The sequence below is a fragment of the Schaedlerella sp. genome (assembly GCF_056796775.1).
The window spans coordinates 1-23,793 of record NZ_JBQIKP010000031.1 but is presented as its reverse complement, the minus strand read 5'-3'; the positions used below and the strand labels follow the sequence as shown (position 1 = coordinate 23,793).

Here is a 23,793-nt window from a genome sequence, read left to right as displayed (position 1 = left end):
AAGTTTGCAGAATAAATTGTTACTATTCACAGCCGGATAAAAAATGGCAGTCAGATTCGTCAAGCGAAGCTTGTAAGAAGCTGATTGACAGTTTTTATCTGACTGGAATCAGTCACTTCACCCACATAAGCAAAAAATCAAGATGCGAAGCATCGGCAGACGGCTTTGCCGGCTGTTTTTGCGCATGTGAGTGAAATGACTGTGAATAGTAACAATAAATTGCACCAGGAGAAGATTTTATGAACTACACCATGAAACAGTTTGCGGAAATGTTTGGCACTACAAAGCACACCGTGCGCTATTATACGGATATCAACCTGCTGCCCTGCCGGAGGGATGAACAGAACCGCCGCGTATTTGATGACGAATCGGTCAGCTGGATGCAGGGGATCACTTATCTGAAAAGCTGCGGCACTCCTCTCAAAGACATCAAAGAATACTGCCGGTTATGCAGTCTGGAGGAGTCGGAGGAAAATCTGCGCGCAAGATACCAGATCATCCTCCGTCAGTGCGGACAGGCTCACAAAAAAGCGGAGGAGGCGAAAGCAACCGCAGAATTTATGGACCGTAAAGTAAAGCATTATGAAGATATTCTGGCGGGGCTGGTGCCGGATGATACGAATCCCGGAAACTGGACCAATAAGGAGAAAAAACATGTCTGAATTAATGTCTATGAAAAATATCGGAAAAGAAATGGCAAAAAAGCTGACATCTGTCGGCATTGATTCCTCCGAAAAGCTTGCAAAAACCGGCTCCAGACAGGCCTTTATAAAACTGAAAGAGGCTTATCCCCAGGTCTGCCTGGTACACCTGTATACGTTGGAGGGTGCAATTCAAAATATTGAATTCAATCAGCTTTCGGAGGAGAAGAAAAAAGAATTGAAGGAATTCAGTGATTTTTTGAAAAATGCATCATAACGAATCTGCCTGCCGCACTTTCAATAAAGGATATGCTCAAGCTGATTCGTAACCTCCTCCAGCTTCCTCTCCAACTCATCCTGAACCGTTCTGTATCCGAAGGGAATTTTCAGACCAAAATCTACCTGGAGCATCCGAAGGAATTTCGGGAATTGTCCCGCTGCTTTAATCAGATGACGGAAGAGCTTGCAGGAATCGAAATGCTGCGCTCTGATTTTATCAATAATTTTTCACATGAGTTTAAGCCCCCCATGGTTTCGATCCTTGGATTTTCCAGATTATTAAAAAAAGGGGATCTGACTGCAGAGGAGCAAAAGGCTATGATGATATTAAAAGAGGAGCTTGAACAGAGGTATCTGACGGAGGGGGGGAATATCATATTCCGGTGGCTGGATAGCCGCAATGATCGTACATATGGGACTCTGTGTGCTTTACTCTGTAAAACCGTAACATCTTACTGTAAGGGAGCTGTCGGAGAATGCTGTATGTCTGCAATATATTGTTGTAAAACACAGCAACTCGCAATCATATATTGCAGGCATACCGTCATTTTCCGGCAGCCCCTCTACGTTCAATCTACATCTCTTGTCTCATCCGCAATATACTCAAAGAAATCAAAGTCCGCGTAATGCCGATGCCTGGCCCGGTCCGCGCAGGTCATTCCCACGAAGGTCCCGGTAAATTCCCCGAACCTGCAATATTCATCCGAGAATCTTGCGGTCTCAAACTCCCCGCCGATGGGGGTATACGTTTCCCCGTCATAGCCCCATTCGAAATGGAACCTCCGCCCCTCTATCTTCATCCGAAGATACACCGGCACATCCCGGACGCCGATCCTGGTATCCACCATCTCGTTCTTCTCGCCGTTTTCCAGATGGACGATGGACAAAGCGCTTCCGCCCAGCGTCTGGCTGTAATATTTCCGCAGGTTGACATAATTCATATTGTCATAGTAAAGGATCAGGCCCGCGCTGTGCTGATAGACCTCCGGCTGAAATTCCATCTTCGTAGTGACCGTAGCATAGACGCTGGTCAGCTTCCGCGCCAGGATGCTGACCCGGTTCAGGGAGGTTCTGGATTCCTGTCCCCGCATCCGAAGATATCCCGGCCGGGCTTTCAAGTCCACAAAGCTCTCCGGCATGATCCTGGGCGCATAGTAGCAAAGTCCCAGTTCCTCCGAATCAAAATCATCAAAGTCCGGAATCTGAGGCATCAAAGTTTCCGGAAGCGCCGGCTCTTCCACGTCTATTTTCGCCAGATTGCTCCCGTCCGCCATGCGGAGCCACCCGTCCTCAGTCCATTTCATTTTCTGGATACTCGTCTCCCGCCCCAGCGTGCAGCTCAGCTCCGGCGCAAACGGCCTGGCGCAGAGATGCAGCAGATAGGTCTCCCCGTTCGGCAGGTCCACATAGCTTCCGTGGCCGGACTTCTGGAGGATGGAATCCGGATTGTAATATTTCGGCTTCAGATGATCCGGATCATGCCTCTCATAGGACTCCGCCGGCTGGCTGGTGACGATCGGATTCATGGGATCCTTTTCATAGGGCCCCCAGACATTTTTGGAGCGGCCCATGGTGACGCAATGGTTGTAGCCTGTGCCGCCCTCCGCGCACATGATATAATAGTATTCCCCCCGCTTTGTCAGATGGGGAGCCTCGATACAGCCCCGGTCCGTGCCCCCGCGCCAGATCCGTTTCACATGGCCCATGACCTCCTGTTTTTCGGGGTCGTATTCCACCATGCAGATCTCGCCCGGCTTCTCATAGCCTTCCCTGGTCTCCCACTCCAGCGATACCACATATTTTCTCCCATCGTCATCGTGGAACAGGGACGCATCGAAGCCTGCGGAATTCAGATACACCGGTCTGCTCCACGGTCCCCGGATATCCTTCGCCGTGATCAAAAAATTGTCCACGTCGAAATACCGGGCGTTCATGGAATTCATCACGCCATATACCACATAAAATAAATCTTCCGCTTCACAGTACGTCAGGCAGGGCGCCCAGATTCCTTTCGCGCTGGGGAGTTTACGAAGCTCTACCTCCTTATCGTCAGTCAGCACATGGGTATACAGCTCCCAGTTTTTTAAATCCCTTGAGTGATACACCGGGATCCCGGGAAACCACTCAAAAGAGGACACCGCCGCGTAGTAATCATCATTTTTTCTGCAGATACAGGGATCCGGGTTGAACCCCTTAAAAATTGGATTTTGAATCATAGCAGGATACTCCTTTTTTCATTGTGGCCGCTCAAGCCAGCAGCCCTGGAAAATGTAAAGTTTCCGAACAGCAGATGAAGCTTCCCTGATCATAAGCTGATGTCCCGTTGAGGATCTGCTGTCCGGAACACTGGTTGCCTGTTCACAGTTCCTTCTTTATTTCGAATCGGCCGCCCGCTTCTTCAGGTCATCAATGATCCCCTCAAATTCGTCATCCAGATGATAGAACCGAAGGATCAGAAAGCAGGCCGCAAATACTCCGATTGGGATCCACACAAAGCAGACACGGATCGCGGTGACTGCGGAAGCCGTCTGGACCGAAGCTGTCCCCACATATCCGCCGATCTCCAGGATCAATCCCAGCAGCGCGGAGCCGACGCCGTTTCCAATCTTATAGCCGAAGCTGCAGGCACTGTTTACAAGCCCCTCCGTGCGGTATCCGGTCTTCCACTCGCCGTAATCGATGGTATCGGAAACCATAGCCCACATCGTCGCGCCGCCGCATGCATTTCCGACGCCCCGAATCAGACTGGTCACTACAATGACCGGCATGGAGCCGCCGCCGAATTCCAGGATCAGCATCCCCACTGCCGCCAGGATCAGTCCTATGGAAAATACATTGCGCTTGCCGTATTTTTTCACCAGCTTTGCGATCAGGAACATGCCGATGATCTGGATCGCGTTGTAAATGCCGTTGATCGTGCTGACCAGATCCGCATCCCCCAGAACTTCTTTCGCATAGTAGACCGTAGTTCCACCGTTGATGGCGTAGTACAGGAAGAACAATGCCAGGACGCCGGTCATCATGATCCAGTATTTATTTTGGAACAGTGCCAGGATCCCTTCCTTTACCGGGACGTTTTGTGCCTCACCTTCTCCTGCGGATGCCGGTTTTACCCGCTCCTTCGTTCCCGCGAAGTTGATCAGAAATGCCGCCACCGCCAGAAGCCCAAGCACCACAAATGCCTTCGTCCACGCAGACGCGTTGTCGCCGAAGGCCCTGACCAGCGGCAGGGTGACCAGATTGATCAGAAGCGTCCCGCAGGTGGCCAGTACATTTCGGAAAATGCTGAGCACAGAGCGCTCGTAAGGATCCTGTGTCATCAATGCATTCAGCGAAGAGTACGGCACGTTGATGGCCGTGTAGATCACCGTGGATGTCAGGTTATAGGTCACAAACACGTAGACCAGCTTTGCCGTCTCGGACATTCCCGCCGGAACAGAGAACAAGAGGACACCGGATACCGCAAAGGGGATACACATCCGAAGCAGCCAGGGACGCGCTTTTCCGAAACATGTATCACTCAACTTTATTTTGTATAGATATCCTAACAAGATTTCCGCGTTTTTGTTAGATACATTTACGAAGAAAAAGCAGGTCAATTCCGACCTATCTGTCCGCAGACAGCGATACAGGGGCGCATTGCTCTCATGTATTACATTCAATGACCGGCAGCATTCCTACTCTCCGAAAGGCTCGTAGAAGGGCGAGGGCAGCATCTGCATTTCTTTCCAGCTCATGCTGCGCACCGCCTCCCGTTTCTCCCGGGGCGTACAGCCGTAGGTTTCTTTAAAATACCGCATTGCGACCTTATAGTTGGTACAGCCATGATCCTCGAATATCTCATTCACCGTCCGCTCCGTATTCACCAGATCAATATACACTTTGGAAACGCGGATCGCATAGACATATTCCATGATCGTCATTCCCAGCTGCTTTTTGAAGATCCTCGCCAGATAATCCTCATGATACCCGAAATGCTCCGCCAGCTCCGAGACGATACATTTTTCCCGATAATGCTCCTTTAAATAGGTCATAATCGGGTTGACCTTTTCCAGCTGGCCTTCATTTCTGTCAAATTCCTTCCGCACCAGCTTATGGGAATAGGAATGGACCAGGGTAAATAACAGCTCATACAACAGGCTGTTAAACCGAAGGAGATACCCCTCCGGCCGGATATCATAGACCGCGTGCATATCCATGAAGATCTTCTTCACCTTCTCCAGCCTGGTCCGTTCCACCTCGCCCGCCGGATCCTTATCCACAAAAAATGTATACAATTCGATATTCGGAATGAATTTTCTCAAAATTTCCTTGGGGATCTGCAGCACCAGCGCTTTATTTTTTTCACTCAGTACGGAATGGATCACCCTGGAATTGACAATATTAAATTCTCCCGCGCGAAGCACCTCCCGGCGGTTCTCGAAGGTCACCGCCATGCTCCCCTCGATCATATAGACCAGCTCCAGGCTGTCATGCCAGTGAGGCGGCACGTAGCTCCCCAGATCGATGGAAAGATAAAACCTCGCTTCGATATCCGGATTCACCGATACGATCTCATGACGCATATGGTTTTCCTCCTGTTCATACGATACACTGCCTGCGTCAAGACAGAAGGCACAGGACTCCTCTGATTCAAAGTGTATCAGAAAAAACCGCGCCTTCCGTCAAAACGACTGCATTTTACTTTCCTTCAAACCACCCAAAATCCACGCATCTCCCCAGATCCCAGCTGTCCCAGCCGATCCAGCCTCTGTCATTGACCGTATCCGTCAACAGCTTATAGCTCCAGTAAAAATATCCGCTTCCCTCTTTCCATGCGTCCAGCTGCGCCTCGGCCACAGCGCGGTAGATCCGTTTCTTCTCTTCTGCGTCTACTCTCTCCTCACAGCTTCCTTCCACACCGTTTAACACGCTCTGACCGCCCTTCGTATCGCAGCCGCAGGCCAGGGAGTTGAACAGACACCATTCCCCGCAGATCACCGGAAAGTACTGCCGCATTTCCCGGATGTCCTTTTTAAAATGCTCTTCAATATAATCCTTGTATGCCTCCATCTCCTGGGCACATCCTGCCGCCTCCGCCATCATCAGATACTGATGGGTATCCAATACTACATTGACGTACTTTTCCTCCCGCATAAAATCCTTCCATGCCAGAAGTTCGAAGCCATCGTGGATCACCACATATTTTTCCTCTGGTAAATATTGCCGGATCCGGTCGTAAGCCCTGCAGTAAAACTCCTTCAAAAACTCCAGGCTGTTGGGTCCGGACCCTTTTGCCATCTCCGGATCCGCCGCCGGGTAACGGCTGGGCACATCCATCAGCTTCCAGGCATTTTCCGTAATCGGTTCATTCAGCACCTCAATGCCCCAGAGCCCCTTCCTGGTTCCGTAACGCTTCGCCAGCCTTTCCAGGACAGAGAAGACAAACTCCACCTCCTCTGGCTCCTGGGACCATCTGCATACGCCGCAGATCCCCCCGTTGTCAAACCCGTTCTGCCCCAGAGGCGCCGTGTGCAGATCGATCAGGATCTCCAGCCCGTACCTTTCCGCCCAATTAAATGCCTGATCCAGCTCCCGGATACAGCCGATAAACGGTTCTCTGTCCCCGAAAATGAAATACGGGACCGGGATACGCACGGCCTCCATCCCCATGGCTTTGATGGACACAAAATCCCGTTCCGTGATGTACTCCGAACGATGGATCTGAATCCTTGCCTCATAGACCTCCCGGGACAATTGGCGCGGGAGATTGTATTCATCCTCCGCCGTCGTCCCCTCAAACAGAGCCGGGCTCATCCACTTTTCCAGCACCAGCCAGTTTCCCAGATTCACTCCTTTTACATACATGCCGCATTCCTCTCTTTCTTTTTTACAGGCTTTACAAAACTGCTGTTCCTTAAGAAAAGCCATTCATGATATAAGGACATATTAACAGTTTTTTTCTATGTCCGCTATATACTTTTGCGCGGAAAAACAGGTCGATTCCGACTTTTCCGCCTTACAAAACATGGAGTGAATTTGCTGCCGCAGATATGAAAAAGATTCCAACTGTACGGTTGGAAAAGATGAGCCTGGGAAGCCAAAACAATGGTTTCACATCTCTGCCACTTCGATTTCCTTGATCTGATGCTCGTTCCCCTGTATCAGATAGGTATTCCCGCCGCCGCAATACGGGCAGGTCTTCCCATGCTCCACTGTGGCGTAGGTTTCCCGGCAGTCCTCGCAGAAGGTAATGGCCGGGATCGTCTCGATCACCAGCTCGCAGCCTGCCATCACAGGGCTCTTGGAGCATTTCCATTTCCAGCAGTCCTCCAGGTAGGAGGGGATGATGGTGGACACCTCGCCGATCTGCAGCACCACCTTCCCCACCCTGTCCGCCTGGTTTTCGGCAGCAATCTCCTCTACAGTTTTTACAATGTGAAAGACGATCCCTAATTCATGCATTCCTTCTCCCCACTTCCCGCGCCGCGTCTGTCACTCAGGAACCGCGGGAAAATATCCCGCGCGATCTGCACATCTTATTTTCCCGCGGTTCCTGAATGAAAGCCGCGGCACTGATATAATTTTCTCTCTATTTTCTGCCGTTTTTACCGGAAGTTCTGGCCCGCTTCACTTTCTTTACCGTTACCTCGGACGGCTTTCTCACGATCGGCTTCTTTGCCCCGGCCGATGTCTTCGCCGCCGGTCCCTTACCCTCTGGTTTTTTCGCAAACACAGACTTCAATGCTTTCCCCGCGGCATAAGCCCCGATCTCTTTAAACTTATCCTCAGACCTGCACATTTTGGAGCATTCCGGATGATCCCGGCGCAGCTTGATGGCATCGAACTCACACTTGGTCGTACAGATCCCGCAGCCGATACATTTGTTCTCATCCACAACCGAGGCGCCGCAGCTTAGACACCGGCCCGCTTCCAGATGCACCTGCTCCTCTGTCAGCAGCTTCCTTGCGTCCCGGAAGGAATGCCTGTGGTCGATCTGGGTGTCCATGCCTGCCTCCTGGCGGCCGATGGTATCATATCCGTCCAGCCTGATGTTGTCCTTATCCAGCTCCCGGAAATTTCTCCGGTTACGGCCGATGGTCAGGCTTGTTCCCGGATGGACGTAACGGTGAAGGGATTCCGCCGCGTTCTTGCCGGCCTCAATGGCATCGATCACAAACTTCGGTCCGCTGTAGACGTCTCCGCCTACGAAGATATCCGGCTCCTTCGTCTGATAAGTGAGGGCATCCGCCACCGGATAGTTGCCGTGCCAGAACTCTACCCGGGATCCTTCCAGCAGATTTCCCCATTCAATGCTCTGCCCCACGGCAAAGATCACATGCTCGCACTCCACGGTCATCAACTCGTCCTCCGCATACTGGGGATCGAACCTTCCGTCCTTGTCAAATACGGACGTACATTTCTGAAATACAACGGCCCATGCCTTTCCATTTTCATCCTTGAGAATTTCCTTCGGACCCCAGCCGTTGTGAATCGCGATTTCCTCCTCCAGCGTCTCCCGGATCTCTTCCTCCGAAGCGGGCATGGTCTCTCTGGATTCCAGGCAGAACATGGCTACATTCTTTCCACCCAGGCGGGAAGCCGTCCTTGCGCAGTCCACCGCCACATTTCCGCCGCCCACCACGACAACGCGCCCGTTGAGCTTCTGCCCGTGGTTCTCCGATGCATGGCGCAGGAAGCGTACGGCAATGTCTATGCCCCTGGCGTCTTTGCCCGGAATGTCCGGAATCTTGCCGCCCTGGCATCCGATGGCCAGATAAAATGCCTGATACCCCTGCTCCCGGAGTTCCCCGATGGTGACATCACGGCCGACCTCCACGCCGCACCGGATCTCCACGCCAAGCTCCCGGAGCACCTGGATCTCCGCCTCGATCACATCCTTCTCCAGCTTGTAGGATGGGATCCCATAGGTCATCATCCCGCCGGGGCGCGCATGCTTCTCAAATACTACCGGCCGATAGCCCTTCACCGCCAGATAGTACGCGCAGGACAGACCTGCCGGCCCGGCCCCGATCACCGCGATCTTCTGATCCCACCGGGTCAGGCGGTTGGACGCGATGACCACCGGCGGAACATATCGGGTCTCTTCATGAAGATCCTGCTCGGCAATAAATTTTTTGATATCATCGATCGCCACTGCCTCATCCACGTTCCCCCGGGTACAGGCCATCTCGCAGCGCCGATTGCAGACCCGTCCGCAGACTGCCGGGAATGGATTGTCCTTCTTGATCAGCGCCAGCGCCTCCCGGTACTTTCCTTCCTTCGCCTTGCGGATATAGCCCTGGACCGCGATGTGGGCCGGACAGGCCGCCTTGCAGGGCGATGTGCCGGTCTCGTAGCAGTTGATCCGGTTGTTGTCCCGGTAATCTTCGTCGTATTTGTCCCGGCCCCAGACCAGCCGGTCGGGAAGCTCATGCTTCGGGTACTGTACCTCCCGCCCGTCCTTCGCGCAAAGTTTCTGCCCAAGCTTCACCGCACCTGCCGGACAGTATTCCACGCACTTTCCGCAGGCAACGCATTTATCCCGTTCCACCCTGGCGGTAAACGCGCTGCGGCTCATGTTGGGCGTATTAAAAAGCTGGGACGTCCGAAGCGCGTTGCAGACATTCACATTGCAGTTGCAGATTCCAAAGATTTTATTCTCCCCGTCAATATTCGTGATCTGATGGACAAATCCGTTGTCCTCCGCTTTCCGGAAGATCTCCATGGCCTCCTCGTAGGTGATGTCATGGCCCTTTCCCGTCTCCCGGCAGTAGTCCGCAAAATCCCCCACGCCGATGCACCAGTTCATCTCATCATCCCCACAGCCTTCCCCCAGCACCTCCCGGCTGACACGGCAGGAGCACTGGCCCACGCCGATATGCCCCTCATACTTTTTCAGCCAGTAGGAAATGTGTTCCAGGTCGATGGTCCCGTTTTCCATGGAGATCGCTTTTTCCACCGGGATCACATGCATCCCGATTCCGGCCCCTCCCGGCGGGACCATGTGGGTAATACCGTCCAGCGGAATGAAGGTCATACGCTCGAAAAAGCTGGCCAGCGCCGGATGCTCTTTCAGACGCTTGTTCCCCTCCGGCGTCTCTTCCATGTTAAAGAGCTCCGCGGAGCCGGGCACGAACATGGGCAGGCAGTACCTGCGGTCCGTGGGTCCCGGTATGGCCCCGTTGTGGTCATAATTGTTGCCGTAATCATATTCCAGAAGCCCGATGTAGCTCATCTCATCCAGCACCTTCTGGAAATGGGCCTTCTGATGCTCCTCAATCTTGTTCATTTTCCAGAGCTCTTCGATCTTGTAGTGACGGCGCACCTTCATCTTCAGCGCAATATCTGCCATCTCCTCGGTCACGATCTCGGCCAGCCCCCAATACTCCGGGTCGTTTACCGTGACCCCCTTCAGCTTATGCGCTGCCACGTCCGTAATCTTTTTCCCCAGCTTTAAGATCTTTTCACTGGGTCTCTTATCCCCCATATGCGGCGGGATGACCGCTTTACTCATTTCCGGCATCGTTTCGTCTCCTTTCTTTCCTTTTCACAGCCTTCACGCGCCCCGGTGGGAATCTCCGTTGGGCCGCACCCTGCAGGCACATCCTGTCACTCAGGCGCCGCGGCTTTCAGCTTCGGATATTTCCGGTTCCAAAGCGCAGCTCCTTCATCCCTTCTACTTCATCGCAGATCTGTTTCAGACTGCAGGCTTTGCAGTCCTTCGTCAGATTCTTAAAAATGTGGTCGATCGCTTTTGTGATCTGTTCGGATTTTTTCACCATCCCTTCCAGCTCCCTGTACGGGAAATCCGGCAGGGTCATGAAGATCGCAGCCGCAAAGCGGCATCATTCACTCTTCCCGCTTCATCCTCGGCAGATTCCAGCGGTAATGCGCCGCCAAAAAACGGATCACCACCACCAGCGCGGAGGATACGACCATGGCCGGAATCTGTCCGAAGCCGCGGTAGATCCAGACACAGCTCAGGGCACCTGCCACAGACGCGCAGGCATAGATATGCTTTACAAAGATATAAGGCGGCATGCCCGCCATTATGTCGCGCAGAAGTCCGCCGCCAACTCCTGTCAGAGTCCCCAGAAATGTCAGAAGGAATGTATTTTCCAGATAGCCCTGGCTGATCCCGGTGGTCACGCCCACCACGGTAAATATCCCAAGCCCTACAGAGTCCATCACCAGCATGGCCCTGTCATACAGTTCTCCCGGCTTTCCCTGGAGCACATTTCTCTTAAAGTAAAGCGCCAGAAATACCGCCAGGGCCGTAAAGACCGCGACCAGCACATAGACCGGCCGGATCAGCGCCCCCGGCACATTTCCCAGGATCATATCCCGTGTCATTCCTCCGCCTACGGCCGTGACCACGCCCAGCACGCATACTCCGAAAATATCCATCCCGCAGTTGATCCCCACCATGGCTCCAGATGCCGCAAATGCAACGGTTCCGATCAGCTCCATGCAAAATACGATCAATGTCTGAATATCGTCCACCCAAAACCTCCATTTTCTGCTTTGCAGAATAGATTTGAAACTCTTTTACAGTCCCTACGCCCAGTACATTTCTCCCGGCTTGTCAAAGATGATGATCTGCTTTAACGCATCCACTGTCTTGGTCAGCCCCTCGTTCTGGCTCATCAGCCCGTCCTCGTGTTCAATGCTGATCACATGGTCATAGCCCGTGAGACGCAGCTGTGAGATGATATTTTTCCAATATCCCAGATCATTTCCATAGCCGATGGAACGGAAGGTCCAGGAGCGCTTCTGCAGATCATGATAATTCCCGGTGTCCAAAACACCGTTAATCCGGCAGTTGTAGGGATTGATCTGAGTGTCCTTTGCATGGAAATGGAAGATTGCGTTCTCTTCTCCCAGCACCCGGATAACCTCCGCCGGATCCATCTGCTGCCAGATCAGGTGGCTGGGATCCAGGTTCGCCCCGATCTCCGGTCCCACCTCACGGCGGAGACGGAGCAGCGAGCTTGTGTTGTATACACAGAAGCCCGGATGCAATTCCAGCGCGATCTTGTCCACGCCGTGCTCCTTCGCGAATGCCGCCTTTTGCTTCCAGTATGGGATCAGAACCTTCTCCCACTGCCACGCAAGGATCTCACCGAAATCATCCGGCCAGGAACAGGTGACCCAGTTGGGCATCTTCGATCCGTCGTCCGCCCCGGGGCAACCGGAAAAGGTATTCAGGATTGATACGCCCAGCTTTTCACAGAGCAGGATCGCGTCGGTCAGGTCATCGTCGAACTGCTTTGCTTTCTCCGGATCCGGATGAACCGGGTTGCCGTGGCAGCTCAGACCGCTGATCTCCAGATGATGCCGGGCCAGCACGTCCAGAAATTCTTTCCGTTTTTCGTCATCGCCAAGCAGCACCTTCGGGTTGCAGTGCTCCTTGCCCGGGAAACCTCCGCATCCGATCTCCATCATCTGTACGCCCAGGCCCTCCAGGTAAGCGCAGGCCTCCTCAAAGGTTTTATTTTTTAATACTGGATTAAATACGCCTAATTTCATTGCTTCACATTCCTTTCTCTACTGATTTTGAAGTCGGGGAAATCGTATCTGCTGATACTTTTACTGCAGATCCCGATCTTCAGTCCTTCTGTTAGTATAGCAACTTTGGGTTGATGTTTCAATGGTATTTATTGATGCTGTGTACACCCGGTCAGGGCGCGTTACTGTTCACAGGGTGTCGCGCACTTGCTGCACGATTTGGCGAATTTTGGCGAAATATGGAAAGATTTGTTGAAAGATTTCGATTTTATTTTTCATATGCCCATGATAGAATAGTCTTATGGGAACAGGTTGATAAAAGACGGAACGGCCGTCAATATACATCCAAACAGAAGCAGTTATATTTACCCCTTGATCACTCTTTAGGTAAGTGCTTGCTCAGAAAATTGGGTTCTTATTATTTTCCGCCACTACAAGTACAATCGCATTATGATACTTCTAAAGAGAGGGATAGCTGCCTGTTGAAGCACTGCTGTCCCTCTTTTACTCATATACATAGGAAGCAGTCCATGCTTTCTGCCTGTTTGCCTCGGAATTGGATACTGTCACTTTAATTCAGTCTCTTTTTACTTTGCCTACAGCAGAAAGGAAGCGAACAAATGCTTAAAAAAGACCAAATCGCACAGGAGCTCATTTCCATCATTACAGAAGATAGCACCATTGAAGAAATAAAAGAAACCCTGAAATTATGCATGGACAGCCTGAAAAGCACCACGCTGCACAATCTTCTTTCCGAAGACAGGGAATACCAGCTCTGCCAGCTGAATTACCTTCAGGCATACAGGCGCTACCAAAAGACCGACTTTACAGAATCCCAGCGGGACCTTGTAGATACCGTCCTGGCCCGAAAAGATGAGCGGGACCTGGAACATACTACCCTTGCGTATATGGCCGGACTTCTCGACAGCTACCGCATCTTAAAAAATTTCGGTCTGACAGCAGAGTGATCCTTACTCCGTTCCATTGCCGCAGCCTTTGTACATTTTTATTTCAACAGTCCATACACAATACAGGCAGGATCCAAGTCCTGCCTGTAACTCTTTCAAGGCGCCGTGAACAGCCGTCAGTCATTTCTTCCATTCCTCCACCTGCCCCCGCAGCCAGTCCGCCCAGGCGTCCATCCCTTCTCCTGTCTTCGCGCAGATGGGGATCACCTTTGCTTCCGGATTTCGCATGTGTACATATTCCACACATTTCTCCATATCGAAATCAAAATAGGGCAGCACATCAATCTTGTTCACCAGCACCACATCGCACACCTGGAACATGAGCGGATATTTGAGGGGCTTATCATGGCCCTCCGGGACGGAAAGGATCATGGCATTTTTTACGGCTCCGGTGTCAAATTCCGCCGGGCATACCAGGTTCCCCACATTTTCCAGGACGAGAAGATCCAGCCCGTCCACGCCGAATTCCTCAATCCCCTGTCCGGTCATCCCGGCATCCAGATGGCACATGCCCCCGGTATGGAGCTGGATGACTCTGGCGCCGTAATTCTCGATGGTCGCCGCATCCACATCGGAATCGATATCCGCCTCCATGACTCCGATCTGCATTTCACTTTTGAGCATCTCAATGGTCCGGCTCAAGGTGGTCGTCTTCCCGGCCCCCGGGCTGGACATCAGGTTGAGCAGGAATACCCCCTTTTCCTTCAGTTTTTCCCGAAGCAGATCCGCCTGCCTGTCATTATCCGCAAAGATGCTTTGCTTGATCTCGATTACCCTGTATTTTTCCATTTTTTCTACTACTCCTATATGATAAATGATTTCGCTGTGTGGGATGTCCGCACAGATCAGGCCACGGCGCAAGTGTTCAAGATGTGACCTGTACCATTATTCTTCGTCCCACACCTCAATGCTCCGGACCGTCATGTCGATCCCGGATACGGGCTTTAATTTTCCCCCGCCGCATTCCGGGCATTTGAAACCGCTCTGCGCGGGCCTGAGATGAGCTCCGCAGTCCAGACAGTCGGCATAGCCCGGCACCGTGCTGATCTCCAGCAGGGCATCGGCATAATGGGTTCGGTCGGTGACCGCCTTCCAGCTTTCTTCCATAAAATGCGGAACCACACCGGAAAGCTCACCGATCTCCAGTACAACCCGGCGGACCCTGCAGGCAGCTGAGCCATCATTTTCCAATATCTGATCCATCATTTTCAGCATGGCATCGCAAAGTCCCAGTTCGTGCATGCGGGCCCTCCTTTCCTGAAATCACATGATGTTCTGTTCACGGCCAATGAAATCTACCGTGAGTATTACGCCTGCCGCAGCCGCGAAGCGGCATCATTCCTCACGCGGCTATGTACATCATGTGATACTATGCGGCGGATTATTTCCGCAGCTTCTTCCCGTTCTTCACCGCGATCTTGCCCACCTTCTTCACCACGTGTCCGGCCACCTTGATAGGCATGGTCTCGAAGGTTCCGGCCTGGACAGGCTTCATGTCTGTCCGCAGCTCCAGCCGAATCGCGTCAAATTCGCACTTGGTCGTACATAATCCGCAGCCTACGCACAGGTATTCATCCACCTTGGTCGCCCCGCAGCCCAGGCACCTTGCGGTTTCTTTTTTCACCTGCTCTTCCGTAAATGTGGTCCTGGTATCTCCGAAGGACTTAGCCTTTGCCGCATTGTAGCCCGGAATCTGGCGCCTGTCCGCATCGAAACAGTCCATGGGAACCAATGCCTGCCTCTTGTCCAGCGCATGATAGTTCCTGCGGTCCCGCCCCATGGTCAGAGTCTGTCCCGGCTGTACATACCGGTGAAGGGAGATCGCCGCCTCTTTCCCGGCCGCAATGGCGTCAATGGCAAATTTCGGTCCGGAGTACACATCGCCGCCGGCAAAGATATCCGGCTCTCCGGTCTGATACGTCAGCGGATCCGCCTTCACAGTGCCGTTTTTGTTCAGCTCCACCCTGGTTCCGTCCAGAAGCGCTCCCCACTCGATGGACTGCCCAATGGACAGCAGCACATGTTCACATTCCACCGTGATCGTGTCTTCTTCATCATACCGGGGAGCAAATCTGTGGTTTTCGTCGAATACTGAGGTACATTTCTTGAATACGATACCTGCCGCTTTTCCGTCTTTTACAAGGATCTCCTTTGGGCCCCATGAATGGCGCACGGTGATGCCTTCCTTTTCAGCCTCTTCCACTTCATCGGAAGCCGCCGGCATTTCTTCGGGGGATTCCAGACAGTACATCTCCACATTTCCGGAACCGACACGGAGGGCTGTCCTTGCTACGTCCACCGCCACATTTCCGCCGCCCACGACCACCGTCTTTCCGTACAGCTTCGTCTCGCTTCCCAGGTTCACTTCCTTGATAAACTGGATACCGGATACCACGCCCCGGGCATCCTCTCCGGGCACATAGACCTTCCGTCCGCCCTGAGCGCCGATGGCAAGGTAAAAGCCCTGGAATCCCTCTTCCCGGAGGCCGCTGATGGTGACGTCCTTCCCGACCTCCACGCCGCACCGAAATTCCACGCCCATTTCCTTCAGGATCTCGATCTCCGCTTCCACCACGTCCTTTTCCAGGCGGAAAGAAGGAATGCCGTTCATCAGCATACCGCCGGGACGCTTAGCCTTGTCAAATACCACCGGAGAATAGCCTTTTTCCGCCAGATAAAAGGCGCAGCTTAATCCTGCCGGGCCTGCCCCGATGACCGCGATCTTCTGGGAATAGGGCTTTCCGATCTGGTTCACCATAGGCGGGATATAGCGTGTCTCCGCCTTCAGGTCATGATCCGCGATGAACCGCTTCACCTCATCAATGGCTACCGCCTCGTCCACATTTCCTCTCGTGCACTCGTCCTCACAGCGGTGATTGCAGATCCGTCCGCAGACTGCCGGGAACGGATTTTCCTTCTTGATGAGCGCCAACGCGTCCCGATATCTTCCCTCTGCCGCCAGCCGCAGATATCCCTGCACCGCGATATGCGCCGGACAGGCGGTCTTGCAGGGCGCGGTTCCGGTCTGGACCACGTCCTCCCGGTTCTCACGGTAATCCGGGTTCCAGTCCTTTTTCGTCCATACACTGTCCCGCATCTTCCGGTACTCCGGCGGAACAATGGGCTTGGTGGTACACAGCTTCTGGCCCAGCTTCAGCGCGTTGCCCGGACAATTTTCCACGCACTGGCCGCAGGCTACGCACTTCGCCTCGTCGATCTTTGCCACGTAGTTGGAGCGGATCATGTCCCTTGCGCCGTACATCAGACCGATCCGCAGCCCAAAGCAGGAACAGGCGCAGCAGTTGCAGATGGCCGCGCTCTCCCCGGCCTCCTCGATATTCGGCATGTCATGCATCAGCCCGTTGTCCTCCGCCCGTTTCAGGATCTCATACACCTCATCCCGGGAGATTTCCCGCGCCCGTCCGGTCCGGATATAGTGCTCCGCGCCCTTTCCCATCTGGATGCACATGTCCTCCTCCAGATGCCCGCAGCCGTCGTTCAGGGTGCGCCTGGATGCCCGGCAGGAGCACGGGGATACGGAAAATTTTTCGTATTTGTTGATGTAATAGCTCAGCTTGTCATAATCGTGTGCCTTGGGAATATCCTGGATCGCGCTTTCCACAGGGACGACCCGCATCAGCCCATAGCCGTTTGGCATCATGGGAGACATGTCGGCCATTCGGATCCGGGTATATTCCTCGAATGCCCTCCCCACCTCCGGGTGGGTCTTTAAAAGCTCCTGGTTGTTGACCAGCATTTCCATAATGCCGGGCGCGAAGATCTGCATAAAATACTGATCCTGCTTTGTCTCCGGGTTGGTCGTCAAACGGAACACCCCGATCCATGCCAGGTGGTCCGCCAGCTCTTTGACCCTCTTTTCCGGCATGCCCGTCTTTTTCACCAGGTAATCCAGGGAACGCTCCTTGCGCAGACCGGCGGCGATCGCCACGTCCGCTTCCTCATCCGTCAGGATGGAGGCCAGCGCGTAATACTCCGGCGCGTTCTCGTCGATCTTATTGACCACGCCGGTCAGGCCGCCGACTACCTTACATAATTTCACGATCTTCGGTCTTAACTTTTGTTTCTCCATATGCCCTTCCTCTCTGCTCCGACCAGGACGGCCGGATGCTGTAACGCTATTGTTTACGATTGAATCTCTTGTGTTGATTATAGCACAGAGTCAGGGGAAGGTAAACTGGAAAAAATGTGTTTCTCTTTTTTGGTCTGACCAGAGCGAAAGATATTCCTAAAAATACAGACTATGGTATCATGGGATAAGGAGTTGTAAGTAGGCAATTCATTTGCCGCGCAAATTGGTTACATATATGAAAAAGGAAGAGCATATGGAGCATACTAAAATAACATGCATGGCTAAGCGGAGGGCAGAGGGTTTACTTTGGACGGATACAAGGGAGAATATGAAACGGCAGGTCTATACCAGAGGGCTTTGCCAGAATTTTAACTGGACACGGCCCGATGAAGCAGAAAAAAGAGCCGCTATTTTGCAGGATCTGTTTGCATCCTGTGGCAGCAATGTGTGGATCAAGCCTCCGCTCACACTTGCCATGGGCAATACGGTTTCCATTGGGAAGGACACTTATATTAATTCGAATCTTACGTTGGTTGACGATCATGAGATGCTGATCGGCAATGGGGTACTGATCGCACCGAATGTAACGATCAGCGCGACCAATCACCCCTTGCATTATCTGGCACGCGCGCATGGAGAAATGTATTGCAAAAAGGTGGTCATGGAAGATTTTGTCTGGATCGGAAGCAATGTTGTGATCAGCGCCGGAAGCTGCCGGCGGGTGGTCCAAATACTAATTGTCCGCCAGAAGAATCTGTGTTAAAATAGGGCTACTACACTCGAACGAATAGGAATACATGATTCATATGGAGAATATGTGATGAGCAGAATATTTAATATCAGTGCGGATTGTAAGCCAAATCTTCATTATATGGTAGATATCAACGGACTTCTTCTAAAAATTAAGGAATATATTGACCGGGGCGATTATTTTACGATGAACCGGGCAAGACAATATGGAAAGACGACAACCTTGAAAGCGTTAGCGAAATTTCTGTCAAAAGAATATGTGGTGATGAGTCTGGATTTCCAAAGGTTAAGTTCCTCTGATTTTCGAGATGAAGCATCATTTGTTATGGCATTTGCACGTGAAATCGTTGCAGTGGCTGACCGGAAGTCGGAGGTTCCGCAGGAAATAAAGGCCGAGCTGAAAGCATTTGCAGATGGAACTATAAAAAATGCCGTTCTGGCTCTTTTATTTGGCTGTCTGAATCAATGGTGCCGGGTATCGGAAAAGAAAGTCGTCCTTATGATCGATGAGGTTGATCATGCGAGTAATAATCAGGTTTTCCTGGATTTTCTGGCATTATTGAGAGTGAATTATATTGATCGTGACGAGATACCGACTTTCCATTCCGTAATTCTTGCCAGTGTCTATGATGTCAAAAGCTTAAAGGCAAAAATCAGAACAGGAGATGAGCATAAGACGAATAGCCCGTGGAATATTGCGGCAGATTTTGATTTGGACATGAGTTTACAGAAAGAGGGTATTGCCGGAATGTTGGAGGATTACGAGGCGGACCATCATACGGGGATGGCGGTTCACAAGATATCGGAACTGCTTTATGATTATACATCCGGCTATCCTTTCCTGGTATCAAGACTCTGTAAGCTGATCGATGAAAAGATTGCCGGGAGCCAGGCATTTCCAGATAAAAAGGCTGCCTGGACGAAAGAAGGCTTCCTTGCCGCAGTCCGGATTCTGCTGATGGAAGAAAACACATTGTTTGAATCTCTTGACAATAAGCTGATCGAGTATCCTGAACTAAAACAGATGTTGGAGGATCTGCTGCTAAAAGGAAAAATGATTGAATATGTACCCGGAGATATCGGAATCCGGATGGCAGTAACCTTTGGCTTTATTACTTTGGATCATGGAACCGCGGCTGTCTCCAACCGTATTTTTGAGACGCGGCTTTACAATGGGTTTCTCGCGGAAAGCGCCCGCCATATGGAGCTCTCACAGATTGCGGCGGATGAGAAGAATCAGTTTATTGAAAATGGACAACTGGATATGGATTTGGTAATCCAGAAATTTGTCAGTCATTACACGGAACTTTTTGCGGAGCATAACGAAAAGTTTCTGGAGGACAACGGCCGGTGCCTTTTCCTGCTTTACGTGAAGCCGATCATCAACGGGACTGGGAATTATTATATCGAGTCGCGGACAAGGACAAAGCGGCGCACGGATCTGATCATTGATTTTCGCGGCAGGCAGGAAATTGTTGAACTCAAAATTTGGCACGGAAATGAATATAATGAACGCGGCGAAGAGCAGCTGGCCGATTATCTGGAATCCTATCATCTAAAACGTGGATATATGGTGAGTTTTAATTTCAATAAGAAAAAGCAAGTTGGCATCCGGAAGGTCATTCTGGGCGATAAAGTATTGATTGAAGCTGTTGTCTGAGGAACTGCCATAATGAATTTTATCAAACGCCGGAAACCCGTCAAGGCTGGATCTTCTGCCTTGGCTGGTTTCCGGCGTTTTGTCTTGAATAGCCAAGCCGTTTAAAGGAAGTATTCAGACAATTTACTTACACCCTTGATCTGACATACCCTATTTTCATCAACTCCTTGTCCCCGCACTATACCAACAGGAGACGCCGCCGATACCGCCCCTGCCCTTCGATGATTCCGGGGATTGACACGATCTCGCTCTCCGGAAGATCCTCGTCCGGATCCATGTGCTCCTGGAGCTGGGGCGGAAGGTATGACGCCATATTGCAGAACCGGACTTCCACATCATGATATGCTGGCGGCGCAGCTGATCCGAAACGAAACCCGGCTCGTCCTTATGGGGTCCTTCATATTCGGAAAGCATGTAACCGTCCCAGTGGTTGTCTTTCAGAGTCCGGATGATCTCCCTGTATGGAATGGTCGTCTCTTCAAAATTCTCATCACCGAAGTCCACATTGAATCCAAAATATTTTGTATTGGTCTGCAGGATAAAATCCATGTACTCATCCACATAGTCGCTTTTCAGCCTGGTCGGGATATGCAGCTCCGGGCACATGCGCACATTGTATTCCTCCGCCATGGGCAGTGCCCTGCGGATGATCTCCCGCCCGTTTTTCATATAATCATGGGCATAGGGGCGGCTGTCGATCCAGTGTCCGTATTCCACCGGAATGATCTCGTATTTGTCCAGCAGATAAAACCAGCGGTCGAGCCAGGCCTCCGACGGGTTCGGATAACCGTCGATATGCGCATTTCCCAATATTTCCAGACCATGCGCCCCCATGTCGCACATGTCCGCAAAGCAGTCCTCCAGATCCATGGACCACCCGTACTCCCCTGAATAACTGTAGATTGAAACACCCCGTTTTGGGCCTTCATGCATTTCCTGATACATCTTTGATTCTCCTCCTTTTTTTCTAACACATTCTTTTTTGGTTTGAAACAAAATATTGCTTTTTTCTATACCCGGCACGCGCTTTTGTCGGACGCTCCGGTGTTCTATGTCTGCCTGCATCTCAATTTTATCCGGCTGCAGCATTACCTGGATATGAACCGGGTGATCTTCCTTTATGATATGACACCCTCGGAATTTCGGGCAAGGGAAAAGGAAAAGAAGCAGGCAGGCCAGGCCGGGGCACTGGGCGCCAAGATTGCGAAAAAGGCCGAGGACTATCTGAAAAACCGGAGCGCCTCCGCCCCTGAACAGGCGCTCTCACGGCAGTATCTCATCGCCGATGCCCATAACCAGAAGATCTATTCCAAATACTGGAAGCGGATGATCAATATCAACCGGATGAGCGACCTGTTCCAGTCTGATATCCAGTCCCATATCCTGCTTTTAAAACATGAACTGGACTTCGAATACATCCGCCTCAGGGACATTTATTCCGAAGAGCTGGAGCTGAATATCGGCGGGAACGGGGACTATTATTTTGAAAAAATGGACCGGGTCATGGATTTTCTGATCCATCACGGCATCCATCCTTATATCGAGATCGGGTTTAAACCGGAAATGCTGGTCGAACGTCTGGATCAATATCTGGTTGCCGAGCACAAAGAAATCCTGTTCAAAACCTATGCGGAGGCCAAATATTTTTTTCACTCCATGATCTCCCATTACGCAAACCGATACGGCATCGCCGAGATCGAGCTGTGGTATTTCGAGCTGTGGAAGGATCCCCGGCTTCTGAAAAAACATGATTACCAGGATTATTTTACGGCATTTGAAGCCTGTTATGACGCTATAAAGGAAATCTCACCCAATATCCGGATCGGCGGAGGGAGCATCCATATGACCTTTGACGAACCCATTTTTGCGGAATTCCTCTCCCATTGGAAGCAGCGGATCGTGAATCCCGACTTCCTGAGCATTTATTCCTATCCTTATTACACGGGCAGCGCGGGACGGGCCATTGACCGGAGGCGGTCTCAGGATACCGGCTATCTGAAAAAGACCGTGGAGACAATTACGGACAAGCTGGCCCGAATCGGATTTCACGTCAAGGAGATCCATGTATCGGAATGGAACGGCTCTGTTTCCAATCGGAATCCGATGAACGACAGTATCTGGCAGGGCGCTTATGTGATGAAAAATATCATCGACAATCTCGGCGGTATCTCCCTTCTGGGATACTGGCTGGGGTCCGATCTGTTTTCCCGTCACAACTATACCAATGATATCCTCAACGGAAAATCCCGCCAGCCCCCTGCAGCCCTTCGGCAAAGGCTTTGGCCTCTCGCAGGTGGTCGTCATCTGGTAATACCTCCCGGTCCGGGCGCTCTCGCCGATCCCCTGGATGATCTCCTGGCAGTGCAGTCCCAGGCGCAGCGACCAGGCCATCTCCGCGGTGCCGACACCTCGGAAATCATGGGCAAATCCGTGGGCGCTCAGTACCGGAACCGGTTCAAAGGAACCGGGGCGGTACATCTTCATGTCACCGCTGAATTCGGCAGGGCTGGGCATAGGAAATTTACATGTCACACCCCGACCAATCACCACGCTGATTGGTCGGGAGGATGCACATAAGAGCTGGTATTCAGGCCGTCCATTGCCGTAGGCAATTTAAAATGACGGCCTGAGTTACAGGGCACGCCTGGTCAAGGTGTGACCTGTAACATAGGAAATAAATTTACTGTCAATTCTTCGTGCAAAGCATTGCTTTTTTCGTGCAGATAGCATATACTGTAATCATCAGCAGGAAAGGAGATGGTTATATGGCTGGCTCTACTACAAACATCAGTATCCGCATGGATTCAGACCTGAAAGCGCAGGCTGAGAGGCTGTTCGGGGAACTCGGCATGAACCTGACAACGGCATTCAACATTTTTGTCCGCCAATCTCTTCGTGAGGGACGGATTCCTTTTGACATTTCCCTCAACCAGCCCAACAGCGAAACGGTTGCCGCCATGCTGGAGGCAGAAAGGATTGCAAAAGATCCGTCCGTAAAAGGGTATACCGATCTGGATGAACTGTTCACAGACCTGAAAGCATGAGAAACACAAAATATACAGTCAAGCCTACTACACAATTCAAAAAAGATTACAAGCTGGCAATGAGGCGCGGCCTGGATATCGGGCTGTTGGAGAGCGTAATCGCCAACCTTGCCATGGGAATGCCCCTCCCGGAGAAAAACAAAGACCACGCCTTGTCCGGGAACTGGGCCGGACACCGTGAATGTCATGTGCTGCCTGATTGGCTGCTTATCTACCGCATTGACGATGATGTCCTGGTACTGACCTTATCACGCGCGGGATCACACAGCAATCTGTTTGGAAAATGATTTTATCTGCCACGGGGCTGTTGCATCAGAGATCAAAAAATCTCGGACATAACAGCCCCTTAACCCCCATCACCCTGCTTGCCACGGAATCCTCCACCTATCGGGAGAACCCGGATGCACCGCCGAGCTCCCGCCTGTCCGACATTGCGCTTTTGGTAAATGGTACAGACTATTATCACCTGGAATGCCAGATGCGGAACGATCTGGAAATGGTCATACGCATGATCGCGTATGATCTTCATTTCGCCATACAGCATACCCTCGCGGAGGATACGGAAACCGGTATCCTTATCATGCGCTTTCCTCATTCCGCCGTTATCTATCCGGATAAGACCGAACGCTTTCCCAAACACCTCACGTGCCGTATCATTTTTCAGGATGAAACCGAACATCTCTATCAGATTCCTGCCGTTTGGATCCAGTCCTATTCCCTGGATGAGATTCATGTGAAATGGCCATCCGGCCGTTTCATAAGATATAATTCCTAACCCGGATAAACCGGAAAAGTTTTTTTGCATTTCCTCCAAATTTCAAGTACAATAAAGAAAAATATTGGAGGATGTGTTCATGTTACTTACGGATAA

22 protein-coding genes are annotated in these 23,793 nt (G+C 51.7%); 9 read left to right on the top strand and 13 right to left on the bottom strand.

Annotated elements, in window-relative coordinates; genetic code table 11:
* Positions 1-239 precede the first annotated feature (239 nt).
* Positions 240-662 carry a MerR family transcriptional regulator gene (locus tag ACTOY7_RS13980; RefSeq protein ID WP_160281199.1) on the top strand — a complete coding sequence of 141 codons (423 nt, stop codon included), beginning with the start codon at positions 240-242 and terminating at the stop codon, positions 660-662.
* Positions 655-918: a TfoX/Sxy family DNA transformation protein gene (locus ACTOY7_RS13975; RefSeq protein ID WP_160281200.1), complete on the top strand. Its 264-nt coding sequence runs from the start codon at positions 655-657 to the stop codon at positions 916-918. Before ACTOY7_RS13980 ends, ACTOY7_RS13975 begins: the two co-directional genes overlap by 8 nt.
* A 571-nt stretch (positions 919-1,489) precedes the next feature.
* Here ACTOY7_RS13975 and ACTOY7_RS13970 read toward each other — a convergent pair.
* The 9 genes from ACTOY7_RS13970 to ACTOY7_RS13930 form a co-directional block, all read right to left on the bottom strand.
* Complete coding sequence (locus tag ACTOY7_RS13970) at positions 1,490-3,136, bottom strand: glycoside hydrolase family 43 protein (protein WP_482670663.1); 1,647 nt, start codon at positions 3,134-3,136, stop codon at positions 1,490-1,492.
* 156 nt (positions 3,137-3,292) lie between these two features.
* Positions 3,293-4,444 (bottom strand): MFS transporter, encoded by a 1,152-nt coding sequence (locus ACTOY7_RS13965; RefSeq protein WP_482670662.1) that lies wholly within the window; start codon positions 4,442-4,444, stop codon positions 3,293-3,295.
* Between the two features lie 153 nt (positions 4,445-4,597).
* On the bottom strand, positions 4,598-5,485 hold the full coding sequence (locus tag ACTOY7_RS13960) for an AraC family transcriptional regulator (protein WP_300885372.1): 888 nt from the start codon (positions 5,483-5,485) through the stop codon (positions 4,598-4,600).
* 115 nt (positions 5,486-5,600) lie between these two features.
* Positions 5,601-6,767: a glycoside hydrolase family 5 protein gene (locus ACTOY7_RS13955; protein ID WP_160281204.1), complete on the bottom strand. Its 1,167-nt coding sequence runs from the start codon at positions 6,765-6,767 to the stop codon at positions 5,601-5,603.
* Positions 6,768-7,013: 246 nt separating this feature from the next.
* The gene (locus ACTOY7_RS13950; protein WP_160281205.1) at positions 7,014-7,364 is read right to left on the bottom strand and encodes a hydrogenase maturation nickel metallochaperone HypA; all 351 of its coding nucleotides are present in this window, start codon (positions 7,362-7,364) and stop codon (positions 7,014-7,016) included.
* A 127-nt stretch (positions 7,365-7,491) separates the two neighbouring features.
* Positions 7,492-10,425: an FAD-dependent oxidoreductase gene (locus ACTOY7_RS13945; RefSeq protein WP_300885370.1), complete on the bottom strand. Its 2,934-nt coding sequence runs from the start codon at positions 10,423-10,425 to the stop codon at positions 7,492-7,494.
* Positions 10,426-10,531: 106 nt separating this feature from the next.
* Complete coding sequence (locus tag ACTOY7_RS13940; protein ID WP_300885369.1) at positions 10,532-10,684, bottom strand: hypothetical protein; 153 nt, start codon at positions 10,682-10,684, stop codon at positions 10,532-10,534.
* A 67-nt stretch (positions 10,685-10,751) separates the two neighbouring features.
* The gene (locus ACTOY7_RS13935; RefSeq protein WP_394682853.1) at positions 10,752-11,405 is read right to left on the bottom strand and encodes a trimeric intracellular cation channel family protein; all 654 of its coding nucleotides are present in this window, start codon (positions 11,403-11,405) and stop codon (positions 10,752-10,754) included.
* Positions 11,406-11,459: 54 nt separating this feature from the next.
* Positions 11,460-12,431, bottom strand: coding sequence for a sugar phosphate isomerase/epimerase family protein (locus ACTOY7_RS13930; protein WP_160281207.1), 972 nt, complete (start codon positions 12,429-12,431; stop codon positions 11,460-11,462).
* A gap of 599 nt (positions 12,432-13,030) precedes the next feature.
* On the opposite strand from ACTOY7_RS13930, the gene ACTOY7_RS13925 reads away from it, so the two are divergent.
* On the top strand, positions 13,031-13,378 hold the full coding sequence (locus ACTOY7_RS13925; RefSeq protein WP_160281208.1) for a hypothetical protein: 348 nt from the start codon (positions 13,031-13,033) through the stop codon (positions 13,376-13,378).
* A 120-nt stretch (positions 13,379-13,498) separates the two neighbouring features.
* Here the strand turns inward: ACTOY7_RS13925 and hypB are convergent, their stop codons facing one another.
* From hypB to ACTOY7_RS13910, 3 genes are all read right to left on the bottom strand, one after another.
* The gene (gene hypB, locus ACTOY7_RS13920) at positions 13,499-14,167 is read right to left on the bottom strand and encodes a hydrogenase nickel incorporation protein HypB (protein WP_160281209.1); all 669 of its coding nucleotides are present in this window, start codon (positions 14,165-14,167) and stop codon (positions 13,499-13,501) included.
* A gap of 96 nt (positions 14,168-14,263) precedes the next feature.
* Positions 14,264-14,620 carry a hydrogenase maturation nickel metallochaperone HypA gene (locus tag ACTOY7_RS13915; protein ID WP_160281210.1) on the bottom strand — a complete coding sequence of 119 codons (357 nt, stop codon included), beginning with the start codon at positions 14,618-14,620 and terminating at the stop codon, positions 14,264-14,266.
* 139 nt (positions 14,621-14,759) lie between these two features.
* Complete coding sequence (locus tag ACTOY7_RS13910; RefSeq protein ID WP_482670661.1) at positions 14,760-17,468, bottom strand: FAD-dependent oxidoreductase; 2,709 nt, start codon at positions 17,466-17,468, stop codon at positions 14,760-14,762.
* A 253-nt stretch (positions 17,469-17,721) separates the two neighbouring features.
* On the opposite strand from ACTOY7_RS13910, the gene ACTOY7_RS13905 reads away from it, so the two are divergent.
* Both ACTOY7_RS13905 and ACTOY7_RS13900 read left to right on the top strand, forming a co-directional pair.
* Positions 17,722-18,231, top strand: coding sequence for a maltose acetyltransferase domain-containing protein (locus ACTOY7_RS13905; protein ID WP_160281212.1), 510 nt, complete (start codon positions 17,722-17,724; stop codon positions 18,229-18,231).
* A gap of 57 nt (positions 18,232-18,288) precedes the next feature.
* Positions 18,289-19,878: an AAA-like domain-containing protein gene (locus tag ACTOY7_RS13900; RefSeq protein WP_482670660.1), complete on the top strand. Its 1,590-nt coding sequence runs from the start codon at positions 18,289-18,291 to the stop codon at positions 19,876-19,878.
* 159 nt (positions 19,879-20,037) lie between these two features.
* On the opposite strand, the gene ACTOY7_RS13895 is transcribed toward ACTOY7_RS13900, so the two are convergent.
* Positions 20,038-20,823, bottom strand: a complete 786-nt coding sequence (locus tag ACTOY7_RS13895; RefSeq protein WP_482670659.1) for a sugar phosphate isomerase/epimerase family protein — start codon at positions 20,821-20,823, stop codon at positions 20,038-20,040.
* Positions 20,824-20,865: 42 nt separating this feature from the next.
* Here ACTOY7_RS13895 and ACTOY7_RS13890 point away from each other — a divergent pair, with 42 nt between their 5' ends.
* From ACTOY7_RS13890 to ACTOY7_RS13875, 4 genes are all read left to right on the top strand, one after another.
* A complete protein-coding gene (locus tag ACTOY7_RS13890; protein ID WP_482670658.1) occupies positions 20,866-22,455 on the top strand; it encodes a GH39 family glycosyl hydrolase in 1,590 nt (529 codons plus the stop codon).
* 188 nt (positions 22,456-22,643) lie between these two features.
* The gene (locus tag ACTOY7_RS13885; protein ID WP_160281215.1) at positions 22,644-22,922 is read left to right on the top strand and encodes a type II toxin-antitoxin system RelB/DinJ family antitoxin; all 279 of its coding nucleotides are present in this window, start codon (positions 22,644-22,646) and stop codon (positions 22,920-22,922) included.
* Positions 22,919-23,209 carry a type II toxin-antitoxin system YafQ family toxin gene (locus ACTOY7_RS13880; protein WP_160281216.1) on the top strand — a complete coding sequence of 97 codons (291 nt, stop codon included), beginning with the start codon at positions 22,919-22,921 and terminating at the stop codon, positions 23,207-23,209. Before ACTOY7_RS13885 ends, ACTOY7_RS13880 begins: the two co-directional genes overlap by 4 nt.
* Before the next feature lie 20 nt (positions 23,210-23,229).
* A complete protein-coding gene (locus ACTOY7_RS13875) occupies positions 23,230-23,697 on the top strand; it encodes a hypothetical protein (protein WP_482670657.1) in 468 nt (155 codons plus the stop codon).
* The last annotated feature ends 96 nt before the right edge of the window (positions 23,698-23,793 follow it).

Coding starts and splice junctions, on each gene's coding strand:
- hypB (WP_160281209.1), bottom strand. CDS start 14,167: ATGGAAAAATACAGGGTAATCGAGATCAAGCAAAGCATCTTTGCGGAT.
- ACTOY7_RS13910 (WP_482670661.1), bottom strand. CDS start 17,468: ATGGAGAAACAAAAGTTAAGACCGAAGATCGTGAAATTATGTAAGGTA.
- ACTOY7_RS13885 (WP_160281215.1), top strand. CDS start 22,644: ATGGCTGGCTCTACTACAAACATCAGTATCCGCATGGATTCAGACCTG.
- ACTOY7_RS13955 (WP_160281204.1), bottom strand. CDS start 6,767: ATGTATGTAAAAGGAGTGAATCTGGGAAACTGGCTGGTGCTGGAAAAG.
- ACTOY7_RS13915 (WP_160281210.1), bottom strand. CDS start 14,620: ATGCACGAACTGGGACTTTGCGATGCCATGCTGAAAATGATGGATCAG.
- ACTOY7_RS13930 (WP_160281207.1), bottom strand. CDS start 12,431: ATGAAATTAGGCGTATTTAATCCAGTATTAAAAAATAAAACCTTTGAG.
- ACTOY7_RS13880 (WP_160281216.1), top strand. CDS start 22,919: ATGAGAAACACAAAATATACAGTCAAGCCTACTACACAATTCAAAAAA.
- ACTOY7_RS13970 (WP_482670663.1), bottom strand. CDS start 3,136: ATGATTCAAAATCCAATTTTTAAGGGGTTCAACCCGGATCCCTGTATC.
- ACTOY7_RS13900 (WP_482670660.1), top strand. CDS start 18,289: ATGAGCAGAATATTTAATATCAGTGCGGATTGTAAGCCAAATCTTCAT.
- ACTOY7_RS13975 (WP_160281200.1), top strand. CDS start 655: ATGTCTGAATTAATGTCTATGAAAAATATCGGAAAAGAAATGGCAAAA.
- ACTOY7_RS13925 (WP_160281208.1), top strand. CDS start 13,031: ATGCTTAAAAAAGACCAAATCGCACAGGAGCTCATTTCCATCATTACA.
- ACTOY7_RS13980 (WP_160281199.1), top strand. CDS start 240: ATGAACTACACCATGAAACAGTTTGCGGAAATGTTTGGCACTACAAAG.
- ACTOY7_RS13895 (WP_482670659.1), bottom strand. CDS start 20,823: ATGTATCAGGAAATGCATGAAGGCCCAAAACGGGGTGTTTCAATCTAC.
- ACTOY7_RS13960 (WP_300885372.1), bottom strand. CDS start 5,485: ATGCGTCATGAGATCGTATCGGTGAATCCGGATATCGAAGCGAGGTTT.
- ACTOY7_RS13905 (WP_160281212.1), top strand. CDS start 17,722: ATGGAGCATACTAAAATAACATGCATGGCTAAGCGGAGGGCAGAGGGT.
- ACTOY7_RS13945 (WP_300885370.1), bottom strand. CDS start 10,425: ATGCCGGAAATGAGTAAAGCGGTCATCCCGCCGCATATGGGGGATAAG.
- ACTOY7_RS13950 (WP_160281205.1), bottom strand. CDS start 7,364: ATGCATGAATTAGGGATCGTCTTTCACATTGTAAAAACTGTAGAGGAG.
- ACTOY7_RS13940 (WP_300885369.1), bottom strand. CDS start 10,684: ATGGTGAAAAAATCCGAACAGATCACAAAAGCGATCGACCACATTTTT.